Annotated in this window: 14 protein-coding genes; 10 read left to right on the top strand and 4 right to left on the bottom strand. The window is 71.5% G+C overall.

The window, feature by feature from the left end:
* Nucleotides 1-62 precede the first annotated feature (62 nt).
* From H284_RS0116885 to H284_RS0116860, 6 genes are all read left to right on the top strand, one after another.
* The gene (locus H284_RS0116885; RefSeq protein WP_018191645.1) at nucleotides 63-305 is read left to right on the top strand and encodes a helix-turn-helix domain-containing protein; all 243 of its coding nucleotides are present in this window, start codon (nucleotides 63-65) and stop codon (nucleotides 303-305) included.
* Nucleotides 298-807, top strand: coding sequence for a Clp protease N-terminal domain-containing protein (locus H284_RS0116880; RefSeq protein WP_018191646.1), 510 nt, complete (start codon nucleotides 298-300; stop codon nucleotides 805-807). Before H284_RS0116885 ends, H284_RS0116880 begins: the two co-directional genes overlap by 8 nt.
* Nucleotides 808-951: 144 nt before the next feature.
* Nucleotides 952-1,953 carry a daunorubicin resistance protein DrrA family ABC transporter ATP-binding protein gene (locus H284_RS0116875; RefSeq protein WP_018191647.1) on the top strand — a complete coding sequence of 334 codons (1,002 nt, stop codon included), beginning with the start codon at nucleotides 952-954 and terminating at the stop codon, nucleotides 1,951-1,953.
* Nucleotides 1,950-2,768, top strand: a complete 819-nt coding sequence (locus H284_RS0116870; RefSeq protein ID WP_020077155.1) for an ABC transporter permease — start codon at nucleotides 1,950-1,952, stop codon at nucleotides 2,766-2,768. Before H284_RS0116875 ends, H284_RS0116870 begins: the two co-directional genes overlap by 4 nt.
* Before the next feature lie 239 nt (nucleotides 2,769-3,007).
* Nucleotides 3,008-4,393 carry an L-serine ammonia-lyase gene (locus H284_RS0116865; RefSeq protein ID WP_020077154.1) on the top strand — a complete coding sequence of 462 codons (1,386 nt, stop codon included), beginning with the start codon at nucleotides 3,008-3,010 and terminating at the stop codon, nucleotides 4,391-4,393.
* A 79-nt stretch (nucleotides 4,394-4,472) separates the two neighbouring features.
* On the top strand, nucleotides 4,473-4,961 hold the full coding sequence (locus H284_RS0116860; RefSeq protein WP_020077153.1) for a glutathione peroxidase: 489 nt from the start codon (nucleotides 4,473-4,475) through the stop codon (nucleotides 4,959-4,961).
* Between the two features lie 21 nt (nucleotides 4,962-4,982).
* Here the strand turns inward: H284_RS0116860 and H284_RS0116855 are convergent, their stop codons facing one another.
* Nucleotides 4,983-5,273, bottom strand: a complete 291-nt coding sequence (locus H284_RS0116855; RefSeq protein ID WP_020077152.1) for a hypothetical protein — start codon at nucleotides 5,271-5,273, stop codon at nucleotides 4,983-4,985.
* Between the two features lie 112 nt (nucleotides 5,274-5,385).
* Here H284_RS0116855 and H284_RS0116850 point away from each other — a divergent pair, with 112 nt between their 5' ends.
* Complete coding sequence (locus H284_RS0116850) at nucleotides 5,386-5,817, top strand: TraR/DksA family transcriptional regulator (RefSeq protein ID WP_020077151.1); 432 nt, start codon at nucleotides 5,386-5,388, stop codon at nucleotides 5,815-5,817.
* 83 nt (nucleotides 5,818-5,900) lie between these two features.
* On the opposite strand, the gene H284_RS0116845 is transcribed toward H284_RS0116850, so the two are convergent.
* Together H284_RS0116845 and H284_RS0116840 are read right to left on the bottom strand one after the other, a co-directional pair.
* Entirely contained in the window at nucleotides 5,901-8,852 is a 2,952-nt protein-coding gene (locus H284_RS0116845) for a helix-turn-helix transcriptional regulator (protein WP_020077150.1), read from the bottom strand.
* Between the two features lie 85 nt (nucleotides 8,853-8,937).
* Entirely contained in the window at nucleotides 8,938-9,177 is a 240-nt protein-coding gene (locus H284_RS0116840) for a hypothetical protein (protein WP_020077149.1), read from the bottom strand.
* A 161-nt stretch (nucleotides 9,178-9,338) separates the two neighbouring features.
* Here H284_RS0116840 and H284_RS0116835 point away from each other — a divergent pair, with 161 nt between their 5' ends.
* Both H284_RS0116835 and H284_RS0116830 read left to right on the top strand, forming a co-directional pair.
* Nucleotides 9,339-9,941 carry an NADPH-dependent FMN reductase gene (locus H284_RS0116835; protein WP_018191655.1) on the top strand — a complete coding sequence of 201 codons (603 nt, stop codon included), beginning with the start codon at nucleotides 9,339-9,341 and terminating at the stop codon, nucleotides 9,939-9,941.
* Nucleotides 9,938-10,360: a WapI family immunity protein gene (locus tag H284_RS0116830; RefSeq protein ID WP_020077148.1), complete on the top strand. Its 423-nt coding sequence runs from the start codon at nucleotides 9,938-9,940 to the stop codon at nucleotides 10,358-10,360. Before H284_RS0116835 ends, H284_RS0116830 begins: the two co-directional genes overlap by 4 nt.
* A gap of 24 nt (nucleotides 10,361-10,384) precedes the next feature.
* On the opposite strand, the gene H284_RS0116825 is transcribed toward H284_RS0116830, so the two are convergent.
* Nucleotides 10,385-11,416 (bottom strand): aldo/keto reductase, encoded by a 1,032-nt coding sequence (locus tag H284_RS0116825; RefSeq protein ID WP_020077147.1) that lies wholly within the window; start codon nucleotides 11,414-11,416, stop codon nucleotides 10,385-10,387.
* Nucleotides 11,417-11,463: 47 nt separating this feature from the next.
* On the opposite strand from H284_RS0116825, the gene H284_RS0116820 reads away from it, so the two are divergent.
* On the top strand, nucleotides 11,464-11,964 hold the full coding sequence (locus tag H284_RS0116820) for a metallophosphoesterase family protein (RefSeq protein WP_020077146.1): 501 nt from the start codon (nucleotides 11,464-11,466) through the stop codon (nucleotides 11,962-11,964).
* Nucleotides 11,965-12,035: the final 71 nt, after the last annotated feature.

The raw sequence follows: 12,035 nt of genomic DNA, 5'->3' as shown, positions 1-12,035 counted from the left end.
CATCCCGTCGTAGATGAGCAACTTTGGTTGACAAAGTCGAATAAGCAACTATAGTTGCTTCCATGACTCCGAAAGCACCGTTCCCCGACCCGGTCGGAGGCGTCGCCGACGGCCTCGCCGCGGTGGTCGCCCTCCGTGAGCTCGCCGACCGCCTCGAAGACGCCGAGGTCGAGCGCGCGCTCCGCGAAGGCTGGAGCTGGACCCAGATCGCCGACGCTCTCGGCATCACGCGGCAGGCGGTCCACAAGAAGCACCTGCGCCGGGTCGCCGCGGCCGGCGTCGAATTGAGGAGACGCAATGTCTGAGATCGCTCCCGGCTCCACCCAGAACGTGCCCGGCCAGCCGCTGTCGCGCGCGCTGCGTCCGGTGATCATCCGCTCGGTCGCCGAGGCGCAGCAGCGCAGCTCGTCCACCGTCGAAGCCGAGCACCTGCTGCTCGCGCTGTCCCGCGAGGGAAGCGAGCCGGTGCGCACCGTCCTCGCCGCCGCCGGCCTCGACCCGAAGGGCCTCGACGCAGCGCTGGCCGACGAGCGGGCCGCCAGCCTGCGCGTCGCCGGTGTCACCCCGCCGCCCGCCGAACGCCTGTCGGCGTCGCCGCGCGTCGTCCGCCCCCGCTGGGGCGCCTCCGCCCGAGAGGCACTCGTCCGCGCCCACCGGGTCGCCGCCGCCAACCGGCGGCAGCGGTCGGGCGAGCTCGACCTCCTCGCCGCCCTCCTCAGCCTCGAGCTCGGCACCGTGCCACGCGCCCTCGCACTCGCCGACATCGACCGGCAGGGACTCCTCGCGTCGGCACGCCGCGCGGCCTGACCTCAGCGCCGCGCGCACCGCATCCTGACACGCGCTCACGCGCTCTTACATCCCCTCAGCCGCGCTGTAAGCGGCACGTGAGGGCGATGTAAGCGCGCCCGCGCACTATCGGAGCATCACCATTCCAACCAGGAAAGGAACACCATGACTCGAAGCTCCGAGTGGGCCGTCGAAGCCCACGGGCTCGTCAAGGTCTTCGGCGACAACCGCGCGGTCGACGGCGTCGACCTCACCGTTCGCGCCGGCGCCGTCTACGGCGTCCTCGGCCCGAACGGGGCCGGCAAGACCACCACCATCTCCATGCTCGCCACCCTGCTGAAGCCCGATGCGGGCGAGGCCTTCATCTTCGGCCACGACATCCGCAAGGAGCAGCAGGTCGTCCGCCAGCTGATCGGCGTCACCGCGCAGTTCGCCTCGGTGGACGAGACCCTGTCCGCCAACGAGAACCTCATCATCTTCTCGCGCCTGCTCGGCCTGAGCGGGCGGGAGGCCAAGCAGAAGACGGCCGAGCTGCTCGAGGAGTTCGGGCTGACGGAGGCGGCGAAGCGCCCGCTGAAGAAGTTCTCCGGCGGCATGCGCCGGCGCCTCGACCTCGCGGCCAGCCTCATCGCGCAGCCGCCGCTCATCTTCCTCGACGAGCCGACCACCGGCCTCGACCCGCGCACCCGCGCCCAGATGTGGGACACCATCCGCCGCCTGGTCGCCACCGGATCCACCGTGCTGCTCACCACGCAGTACCTGGACGAGGCCGACCAGCTGGCCGACCGCATCGCGGTCATCGACCGCGGACGCGTCGTCGCCGAAGGTACGGCCGACGAGCTCAAGGCCTCGGTCGGAGAGTCGTCGCTGCAGCTGCGCATCAGCGACCCGGCCGACATCGAGGACGCCCGCCGTGCCATCCAGACGGTGCTCGGGGTGGATGCGGTGGTGTCGCCCGAAGGCTCCCGCATCACCGCCCCCATGCGCAACGCGGACGCGGTCACCGACCTGTTCATCACGTTCCGCGAGGCGGGCATCCACCTGTCGGAGATGTCCGTGCAGAAGCCGACGCTCGACGAGGTGTTCCTCACCCTCACCGGCCACGGCGTCGAAGACGAGAAGGCGGACGAGGCGTCCGCCGAAGAAGGAGAGAAGGTCTCCGCATGACCGCCCTGACCACCATCACCCCGCCGTCCGAGCGGCGGCTGAAGAACCACGTGAGCCTGAGCCAGACGCTCGCCAACACCGTCACCATGGCGCACCGCGGACTGCTCAAGATCAAGCGGACGCCGGAGCAGCTGATGGATGTGACGCTCCAGCCGGTGATCTTCACCGTCATGTTCGCGTTCCTGTTCGGCGGCGCCCTCGCGGGCAGCGTCCAGGCGTACCTGCCGCAGCTGATCCCGGGCATCCTCGTCCAGACGGTGATCACGGCCTCCGTCGTCACCGGCGTCCAGCTCCGCGAGGACATGGACAAGGGCGTGTTCGACCGCTTCAAGTCGCTCCCGATCGCGCGCATCGCCCCACTCTCGGGCGCCCTGCTCGCGGACACCCTGCGGTACACGATCGCCACGGCGGTCACGTTCATCGTCGGGTTCGCGATGGGCTACAAGCCCGGAGCCGGGGTCGGCTATGCGGCGCTCGGCGGCCTGCTCGTCATCGCCTGCGCGTGGGCGATCAGCTGGATCTTCGCCTTCTTCGGGGTGATCGCCCGGACCGCCGGCTCCGTGCAGGGCATCTCGTTCCTCGTGCTGTTCCCGCTGACGTTCTTCTCGAACGCCTTCGTGTCGCCCAGCACACTCCCGAGCTGGCTGGAGTGGTTCGTGAACATCAACCCGGTGTCGCACCTGGTCACCGCGGTGCGCGACCTCGCCAACAGCGGCACCTTCGGTGCCGACGGCTGGATCGCCCTCGCGGGCGCCGCCGCGATCGTGGCGGTGTTCGCCCCGCTGACGGTCCGCGCCTACATGCGGAAGGCCTGACGCCGACAACCGGTCCCGTGAACGGCGGCCGTCGCATCCTGCGGAGGGATGCGGCGGCCGCTTCCCCGTCCCCGCCGCTCTGACCGCCCGAAAACCGCGATTTGCGCCAAATCTCGGTTAACGCCGCCCGAAAACCGCGATTTGGCGCAAATCGTGAGGCGGGAGCGTACGCACGATACGTGCGCGGATGCGCGCGGGAACGCGGGAAAGCCGCGCGGACGGCGACATACACTGGAGAAGTGACAGCGTACGTCTCGGCCTTCGACCTGTTCTCGATCGGCATCGGCCCGTCGAGTTCGCACACCGTCGGACCCCTCCGAGCGGCCGCCGCGTTCGCCTCGCGGCTCGACGACGCAAGGATGCTCGACCGCGTCGACCAGGTCACCTGCGCTCTCTACGGCTCGCTCGGCTCCACCGGCATCGGCCACGGGACACCGGACGCCGTCATCGCCGGACTCCGCGGGCTGCAGCCCGAGACCTGTCGCCCGGAAGACGTCCGCGGCGCCTGGGCGGATCTCACGCCCGGCGCGACGCTCCAGCTCGCCGGCCGCCGCAGCATCCCGCTGTCGAAGGACGACATCGCCTTCGAACCGCGCACGCGCCTTCCCGGCCACCCCAACGCTCTGACCCTGCGAGCCTGGGGCCGCGACGAGAACGGAGGGCGGTCACCGCTCCCCCTGCTCGAAGAGACCTACTACTCGATCGGCGGCGGATTCATCCGCCGCGACGGCGAGGAGGCCGACCTCGCGGCACGCAAGGCGCATCCGCTCCCCTACGACACCGCCGAGGAGCTGATCGCGATCTGCGATCGGGAGTCGATCCCGATCTGCGAGGTCGCCCGCCGCAACGAGGTCGCACTGCACGGGGAGGACGCGACGCGCGAACGCCTCGACCTCATCTGGGAGGCCATGGCCGAGTGCGTCGCCCGCGGGCTCTCCGGCGACGGGACGCTGCCCGGCGGCCTCGGCGTCTGGCGCCGCGCCGCGAAGATGCGACAGCACCTGGAGTCCGTCCAGGACGACCCGGGCCGCGCCACCGCTCTCGAGTGGCTTCATGCGTTCGCGCTCGCGGTCAACGAGGAGAACGCGTCCGGCGGCCGGGTGGTCACCGCGCCGACGAACGGCGCGGCCGGCATCGTCCCGGCCGTCGCCCACTACTACCTGCGGTTCGTGCCCGGCGCCTCCGCCGAGGGCATCCGGCAGTACCTGCTCACCGCGACGGCGATCGGCTCGCTGTTCAAGGCCAACGCCTCCATCTCCGGAGCCGAGGGAGGCTGCCAGGCGGAAGTCGGATCGGCGTGCGCCATGGCGGCCGGCGCTCTGTGCGCGGTGCTCGGCGGAACCCCGCGCCAGGTGGAGAACGCGGCCGAGATCGCGATGGAGCACCACCTCGGCCTCACGTGCGACCCGGTCGGCGGTCTGGTCCAGATCCCGTGCATCGAGCGCAACGCGATCGCTTCCTCGACGGCCGTGTCGGCCGCCCGCCTCGCCCTGCACGGCGACGGCTCGCACCTCGTGTCGCTCGACACCGTCATCGAGACAATGCGGCAGACCGGTCTCGACATGTCGACGAAGTACAAGGAGACCAGCGAGGGCGGCCTGGCGGTCAACGTCATCGAGTGCTGAGAATGCGATGGCGCCGGATGCGGCGCGCCGTGCCGCAGACTCGGAGCAGGTTCGAAGGCACGGGCCATACGCTGCGATCATGACCGTGATGGACATCCCCTTCCACACCATCGACGGCGAGCAGACCTCCCTCGCGGCATTCGCCGGGAAAGTCGTCCTCGTCGTCAACGTCGCCTCTCGCTGCGGGCTCGCTCCGCAGTACGAGAAGCTCGAGAAGCTGCAGGAGACCTACGGCGACCGCGGGTTCACCGTCGTCGGGTTCCCGAGCAACCAGTTCCTCCAGGAGCTGAGCTCCACCGACGCCATCAAGGAGTACTGCTCCACCACCTGGGGCGTCACGTTCCCGATGATGGAGAAGGTGCGGCTGAACGGGCGCAACGCCCACCCGCTGTACCAGGAGCTCACCAAGTCGCCCGATGCGGAGGGCAAGGCCGGGCGGGTGAAGTGGAACTTCGAGAAGTTCGTGATCACGCCCGACGGCGCCGTGCACCGCTTCCGCCCGCAGACCGAGCCGGACGACCCCGCCATCCTCGGGCTGATCGAGGAGTCACTGCCGGCCGCAGCCTGACCGGCGCACCGGCGGTCAGGCTCAGGCCCGACGGAACCAGCGGCCTCCGACGCGTTCGGTGAGCCGCCACGGACCGGTCTCCGCGACCGAGCGGAGGCCGGCGACGGTGTGCTCGGCGACCCGGAGGGCGGACTGCGCGGAGTCCTCGGCGAACCGGACGGTGATGCGCGCTTCGCCGGCCACGACATCCACGCTCGACGCCTCGACGACGGCGAGCTCGCGGGCGGCGTCTGCGGCGGCCGGTTCCACGGAGCGCGGGTCCACTCCCGGGCGAAGACGGCCGACGGCGACGATCACGCGGAAGGAGGGCACCCGCTGAGCCTACGCGCGTCGCGGAGGCGGAATCGATCGAGCAGGCGTACCCTGACTCGGTCAGAAGCACGATCGGGGGATCGGAAGGGGTGCGCTGGTGCAGGATGCGCAGATGGATGAGCGGGCACGGGCCGACGAGCCGGCGACCGCAGAATTGCGGCTGGTGTCGGACGAGGACGTCCTCACCGCCGAGGAGCGGAACGAGCTGGGCGCACTGCTGCGCGAGCGACGGCGCGGCGACCTCGCCGAGTCGCAGCGCATGGCGGAGTCGCTGGGTGTGCTGCTCGCGTCGCGGTCGGAGTCGACCGCCGACGACGAGCACGACCCGGAGGGCCCGACGCTGTCGTCGGAGTGGAGCCGGTTGCAGGCGTTGCGGTCGGATGCCGCACACGACATCGTCGCGGTGGATGCGGCGCTCGAGCGGCTGCGGATGGGCACCTACGGCGTGTGCGCACGCTGCGGGCAGCCGATCGGCGTGGACCGCCTGCGGGCGCGGCCGACCGCCGAGCTGTGCATCCGGTGCGCGGTCGCCGTCGAGAGCTGATCGGTCGGCGGCACCCGCCTAGGGCACCGGCCTCAGGCAACTGCGCAGGACAACGGCTCAGGGCAACGGCTCAGGGCAACGGCTCAGGGCAACGGCCTCGAGGCCAGATAGACAGCCTCCGTGCGGCTGGATGCTCCGGTCTTTCGCAGGATGCTCGACACGTGCACGCTCGCGGTCTTGGCGCTGATGTAGAGGCGTTCGCCGATCTGCTTGTTGCTGAGGCCCTGCTCGATGAGGGCGAGTACCTGTTCCTCGCGCTCGGTCAGCGGCTGGCCGTGCGCGGTCGCGACGGCAGCGGGGCGACCGACGGGGTGCTCGGCGAGAGCGTCGGCGACGTGGACGAGCAGTGGGATGCCGTGACCGGCTGCCGCCTGACGACCCTCGGCGACGAGCGCGTCGGCCCGCGAACGCTCCCCGGCGGCAAGGGCGACACGTGCGCCGCGCAGCAGAGCGTACGGCCGAAGGTGAGCGGGCGCCACCGCGTCTTCCGCGGCGACGATCGCGCGTTCCCAGGCGGCGAGGGCGTCGGCGTACCGCCCGGCGCGGTCCGCGGTGTCCGAGACCGCGGCGCGCGCGGTCGCGAGTTCGGCCTCGACCAGCGGTGCCCACGCCGTCGCCGTCGGCCAGGAACGCAGGCGGTCGAGGGTGGCCTCCAGGCGCGCGGCCTCTGCCAGGACATCCAGCGCACCGTCGTCGTCGCCGGCCGCACCGGCAGTCGAGCCAGGGATGCCGTCGCCCCGGACCGCGAGCTCGGCGAGCGCCCGCGACGCGGACGCCAGCACCGGCAGGTCGTACCCGGGGAGCGAGCGGAACGGCAGCGACCCGATCCCCCGCGTCTCGGCCCACGCGCGGTCGTAGTCGCCGAGCGCGATCGCCACCTCGGCGGACACGCGCGCCAGCGACAGCCGGGTCTGCTGCTCCAGCTCGGCGAGTGCGCGGAGGGGCGTCCGCAACCGCCGGAGCAGCGCCTCCGCCCGCTGCGGCTCGCCGTGCCACACCCAGAGACGCGCTCGCTGCAGCTGGGCCGTCACACCCGTGCGGTCGTCGAACCCGAGGGCGATGCGCAGCATCTCCTCCGCCCGCTCGTACTGTCCGAGCGCGATCAGCGGCTCGGCCGTGTTGGCCGCGAGCCAGACTCCGGAGGTGCGCTCGACTCCGCGCTCGCGCGCCTGCGCGACCCCGGACTCCGCCAACCGGACCGCCTCGGCGTACTGGCCGACCGAGTTCAGGGCGTCCGACGCGTTGACGGCATAGCGCAACGTGGCCCCCGCGTCACCGACCGCGAGGCGTCCGGCGATCTCGAACTCGGCGAACCCCTCCTCGATGCGGCCGCACTCGACGAGCGACGCCGCGAGGATGTTGTGGGCGACGGAACGCATCGAGGGCGCGGCCGCCTCGGCCTCCGCGATCGCGGCACGTGCCGTCTCGATCGCGATGTCGAAGAGCCCGGCGAGCATCCGCTGCGCCGCGAGCTCCGTCAGCAGATGCGGGCGCAGGGGGTCGCCCGGCGACACCGCCTCCGGCGGCACGAGGGCGAGCGCCTCCTCCAGGAGCTCAGCGCTGCCCGGGCGGTTGAGGTTCGCAAGGTACTGGCCCTTGTCGCGCAGCAGCCGTGCCCGGCGGGACGGCGCCAGGTCGTCGGCTTCGGCCAACGCGGACTCCACCAGCGCCAGCGCCCGCTCATTGTTGCCGGCGTTGCGGAGGGCGGATGCCGTGCGGGCGATCACCGACGCGCGGTCGCGCCCGCTCAGGGTCTCGGCGTCCGGGATACGATCCCAGAGCTCGAGCACACGGTCGCCCATGGCCGCGGTGGTGGCGTACGCGTAGGAGCGCTTGGCCTCCTCCATCGCCTCCAGCGAGGCGAGGAAGGCGCGCCGCACATCGTGCGCCGCGAGCCAGTGCGACGAGAGCTGCACCGCGGACCGCTGCGGGCTCTGCTCGAGCGCCTCGGCGTACCGGGCGTGGAAGCGCGTGCGCTCCCCCGGCAGGAGGTCGGCGTGGATGGCCTCGCGGACCAGCGCGTGACGGAACGCGTACTCGGTGGAGTCGGCGGAGAGCAGGTTGGCGACGACGGCCTCGCGGGCTCCCGCATCCAGCTCGTCGGGTGTGCCCTCGAAGACGGCCGCGAGCAGTTCGTGCGTGACGCAGACACCGCCCGCCGCCAGCACGCGCAGCAGGCGCTGCGCCGGATCGCTCAGCCTCTCGAACCGGGCGAGCACCAGCTCGCGGAGGGTCTCGGGGAGGTCGTCGCCGGACTGCAGGCCGTCGATGCACACCAGCTCCTCGACGAAGAACGGCACGCCCTCGCTCAGCTCGGTGACCCGGGCGAGGGACGGATCGTCGGGCACGCGCCCGAGGAGCTCCGCCACCAGCTCGGCGACCTGCTCCGGGCCCAGGCGGGAGAGCTCCCAGCGCGTCACGCGCCGGGTGCGCTCCAGTTCCGGCAGCCATGACCGCAGCACGTGGCCGCGCGGCACCTCGTCGCTGCGGTAGGTGAGGACGACCAGGAGGCGCCCGCCCTCGGCCATCCGCACGATGAACCGGAGCAGCTCGAGCGTCGAGCGGTCGGCCCACTGCACGTCTTCGATTGCGAGAATGACGGGCCGGTCGCCGGAGATCTTCTCCAGCAGCACCGTCACAAGCTCGTAGAGCCGCTCGGCGCCGGTGCGCGGAGGCACCGCCGACTCGTCGGCAAGTTCGGGCAGCAGAGCCGACAGCACCCCGGCCCCTGAGCCCGTCGCGTCGAGCACACGCTCCAGCCCGACCGTCTGGATGAGGCGACGGAGCACCGCGGCAAACGGCGCGTAAGGAGCGGCGTCGTCGCCCAGATCGACACAACGGCCGAGCAGCACGGTGGCCGTCGACTCCTGGGCTGACAGGAACTCCTCCAGCAGCCGGGTCTTGCCGATGCCCGCCTCGCCGCCGATCACGACGGCCTGCGGCTCCCCCTCCTGAGCATCGCGGAGCGCGTCGCGCAGCGCCACCAGATCGGACTCCCGTCCGATCAATGTGGGGCTCGACGCCGGCGCTCGCATGACATCATCGTGCCACCGACCACCGACATCCGTGGCCACCGCGAAGGTGGGTCTGCGGACGGCAGACAGCCGCCCGGCGCCGCCCTCAGCGGGCGACGTCGGCCAGCTCCCTGCGCTCCTCAGTCAGGACCTCCGCGGCGGGTGCCGGCACCGGCACGACCGCAGCCGCGCCGACGGCCGCCGACCGCGCACTCGTGCGCCCCCGGCGCTCCGACCGCAGCCGCCGGCCCCGCTCGTCGGCGCGGCGCGCCTGCTCACGCTGCCGCTCCTCGCGCGCCGTCTCGCCGGCCCGTACCCGGAAGTCCACGAACTCCTCGATCATCATGATCCGATCCCCTCTTCTTCGTGAGTCTCAGACTTCTCGCTAAGGCCCCCCGCAGACATCGGGAAGATGCCCTATTCCTCACCCCGGCGACGCCAGACCGACGCATAAGACGCCAGACCGACGCATAAGGGGGCTTCACTCCGCCGACCGCGGGGAGCAGCATGGCGGACATGGCGACGATCAACGAACTCCAACCTCCGTACAAAGTCGGTTACTTCGTGGGCAGCCTGTCCACGAGCTCCGTCAACCGCACGCTCTCCCGCGCCCTGCTCCGGCTGGCTCCGTCCGACCTCGTGTTCACCGAGATCCCCATCGGCGAGCTGCCCCTCTACAACCGCGACTTCGACGGCGACTTCCCGCCGGTCGCCCGCGAGTTCAAGGCGCTCATCGCCGAGCAGGATGCGCTCCTCTTCATCACGCCGGAGTACAACCGGTCCATCCCGGGCGCGCTGAAGAACGCGATCGACTGGGCCAGCCGCCCCTACGGCGAGAACGTCATCGCGCGCAAGGCGACCGCCGTCATCGGGGCGTCGCCCGGGCAGATCGGGACGGCCGTCGCACAGCAGCAGCTGCGCAGCGTCCTCAGCTTCCTCCAGGCGCCGCAGATGAACGCACCGGAGGCCTACATCTGGATGCGCCCCGGCCTCATCGAGGAGGACGGCACCGTCACCGATCCGGGGACGGAGGAGTTCCTCCGCGGCTTCATGAACGCGTTCTTCGAGTACATCGAGCGCGTGCTGACGGTGGTGCCGAGCGCATCGTGAGACTGCAGGACGAGGGCGGCGACCGCAGCGTCGAGCTGCGGCCGGCCGCCTACGACTCGGCGAGCGACCGCGTGGTCGTCGACGCGGTCGTGGAGGACGGCGCCCGGCGCTGGACGCTGAGCGACGCCTGCCTGACCGACGACGAGGCGCGGGACTTGGCGGCATGGCTCGCCGGCATCGCCGACGACACCACGGCCGCCGCAGACGAGTGGACGTCGCTCTCGTTCGCCTCCACCGTGATCTCGCTCAGCGGCCACCGCATCCCGGGCGGGACGGTCGAACTGCGGATGGCGGTGCTGCGCATGGCGGCGGCCGGCGGCGGCACCGCCGATGTCGTGGTCGGTCTGCGCGCGCCGCAGGCGGCGGTCAGCGCCGCCGCCCGCGACCTCCTCCTGGAGCTCGACGGCCTCCGCCGCTAGGGCCGGCGGGACCCCCGGTCCGGGTCAGCGGCCGCCCTCGCGCTTCCGGTGACGCTGCTGGATCGCCTGCTCGCCGTACGGGTAGATGTCGGTGCGCGGCGTGCTCGCCTCGTCGAGGCGTGCCCGCTGCTCGTCGGTCAGCTCCAGGTCGGCCGCGCCGAGGTTGTCCTCCAGCTGCTCGACCGTCCGGGCGCCGAGGATGACGGATGTGACCGCCGGGCGATCGCTCAGCCAGGCCAGCGACACCTGCGAGGCGGATGCTCCGGTTTCGCTCGCGACCGCATCCACCGCGTCGATGATCTCCCACGTCCGCGGGTCGGCGTTGCGGGCCTCCCACGCCTCCATGCCGCGGGTCGGGTTCTCGCCGAGCCGCGTCGCGCCCGTCGGCGGCTCGTCACGACGGTACTTGCCGCTCAGCCAGCCGCCCGCGAGCGGCGACCACGGCAGGAGGCCGATGTTCGCATCCAGAGCCGCCGGCACCACCTCGTGCTCGATGCCCCGCACGATCAGGCTGTACTGCGGCTGCAGGGTCACCGGCGCGGCCCACCCGTTCGCGCGGGCGACCTGCACCGCCTTCGTCAGCTGCCAGCCCAGGTAGTTCGAGAAGCCGTAGTACGAGATCTTGCCCGAGGTGACGGCGTCGTCGAGGAACCGCAGGGTCTCCTCGATCGGCGTGAGGGCATCCCACGCGTGCATCTGGTACAGGTCGATGTGGTCGACGCCGAGCCGCCGCAGGGAGGCGTCGAGCGCGGTGCGAAGGTGGGTGCGCGAGAGGCCGAGGTCGTTGGGGCCGCCGCCCATCGGGAACCGGCCCTTCGTCGCGATCACCACCCCGTCGCGGCGACCCGGGTTACGGGCCAGCCACCGGCCGATGATCGACTCCGAGGCACCTGTCGTGTACACGTCCGCTGTGTCGATGAAGTTGCCGCCCGCGTCGATGTAGTGCTCGAGGATGGCGTGCGAGGTCTGCTCGTCCGCCTCCGCTCCGAAGGTCATGGTGCCGAGGGCGAACTCCGACACGATCGTTCCGCTGTTTCCGAGGTTGCGTAGATCCATAGCGCGAAACTAGCCCCGTCCCGGCGGTTTGCGTACTGTGTGCCATCGTGAAGCTGCTCCTGATCTCCGACACGCACGTCCCGAAACGCGCTCGCGCTCTGCCCGCCCAGGTGCTGGCGGCGGTGGATGCGGCCGATGTCGTCATCCATGCCGGGGACTGGGTGGATGCGGCGACGTTCGACCTGCTGGAGGAGCGCGCACGGCGGCTCGTCGGCGTCTGGGGCAACAACGACGGACCCGAGCTGCGGCGCCGACTGCCGGAGGTCGCGCACGTGGAGCTGGGCGGGCTGCGGTTCGCGGTCGTGCACGAGACCGGCCCGGCGACCGGCCGCGAAATGCGGGCGGAACGCGACCACCCCGATGCGGACGTGCTGGTGTTCGGGCACTCGCACATCCCGTGGGACACGGTGTCGCCGCGCGGGCTCCGCCTCCTCAACCCCGGCTCGCCGACGGACCGGCGACGGCAGCCGGTCTGCACCTACCTGACGCTGGACGTCGCGGACAGGCGGATCGCCGACGTCACACTGGTGCCGGTCGAACGCAGCTGACGTTCCGTGGGGCGCAACACGCCGTTACACGCGCCCCATAACGGCGTGTTGCGACCCCGGGATGCCGCCCC

The organism is Cryocola sp. 340MFSha3.1, from assembly GCF_000383315.1.
GTDB lineage: Bacteria > Actinomycetota > Actinomycetes > Actinomycetales > Microbacteriaceae > Leifsonia.
This window is presented reverse-complemented; position numbering and strand designations above follow the sequence as displayed.

What these genes read in the sequence shown, in the direction of transcription:
- H284_RS0116885 (WP_018191645.1), top strand. Translation starts at nt 63, where the DNA reads ATGACTCCGAAAGCACCGTTCCCCGACCCGGTCGGAGGCGTCGCCGAC.
- H284_RS0116880 (WP_018191646.1), top strand. Translation starts at nt 298, where the DNA reads ATGTCTGAGATCGCTCCCGGCTCCACCCAGAACGTGCCCGGCCAGCCG.
- H284_RS0116875 (WP_018191647.1), top strand. Translation starts at nt 952, where the DNA reads ATGACTCGAAGCTCCGAGTGGGCCGTCGAAGCCCACGGGCTCGTCAAG.
- H284_RS0116870 (WP_020077155.1), top strand. Translation starts at nt 1,950, where the DNA reads ATGACCGCCCTGACCACCATCACCCCGCCGTCCGAGCGGCGGCTGAAG.
- H284_RS0116860 (WP_020077153.1), top strand. Translation starts at nt 4,473, where the DNA reads ATGACCGTGATGGACATCCCCTTCCACACCATCGACGGCGAGCAGACC.
- H284_RS0116850 (WP_020077151.1), top strand. Translation starts at nt 5,386, where the DNA reads ATGGATGAGCGGGCACGGGCCGACGAGCCGGCGACCGCAGAATTGCGG.
- H284_RS0116845 (WP_020077150.1), bottom strand. Translation starts at nt 8,852, where the DNA reads ATGCGAGCGCCGGCGTCGAGCCCCACATTGATCGGACGGGAGTCCGAT.
- H284_RS0116840 (WP_020077149.1), bottom strand. Translation starts at nt 9,177, where the DNA reads ATGATGATCGAGGAGTTCGTGGACTTCCGGGTACGGGCCGGCGAGACG.
- H284_RS0116835 (WP_018191655.1), top strand. Translation starts at nt 9,339, where the DNA reads ATGGCGGACATGGCGACGATCAACGAACTCCAACCTCCGTACAAAGTC.
- H284_RS0116825 (WP_020077147.1), bottom strand. Translation starts at nt 11,416, where the DNA reads ATGGATCTACGCAACCTCGGAAACAGCGGAACGATCGTGTCGGAGTTC.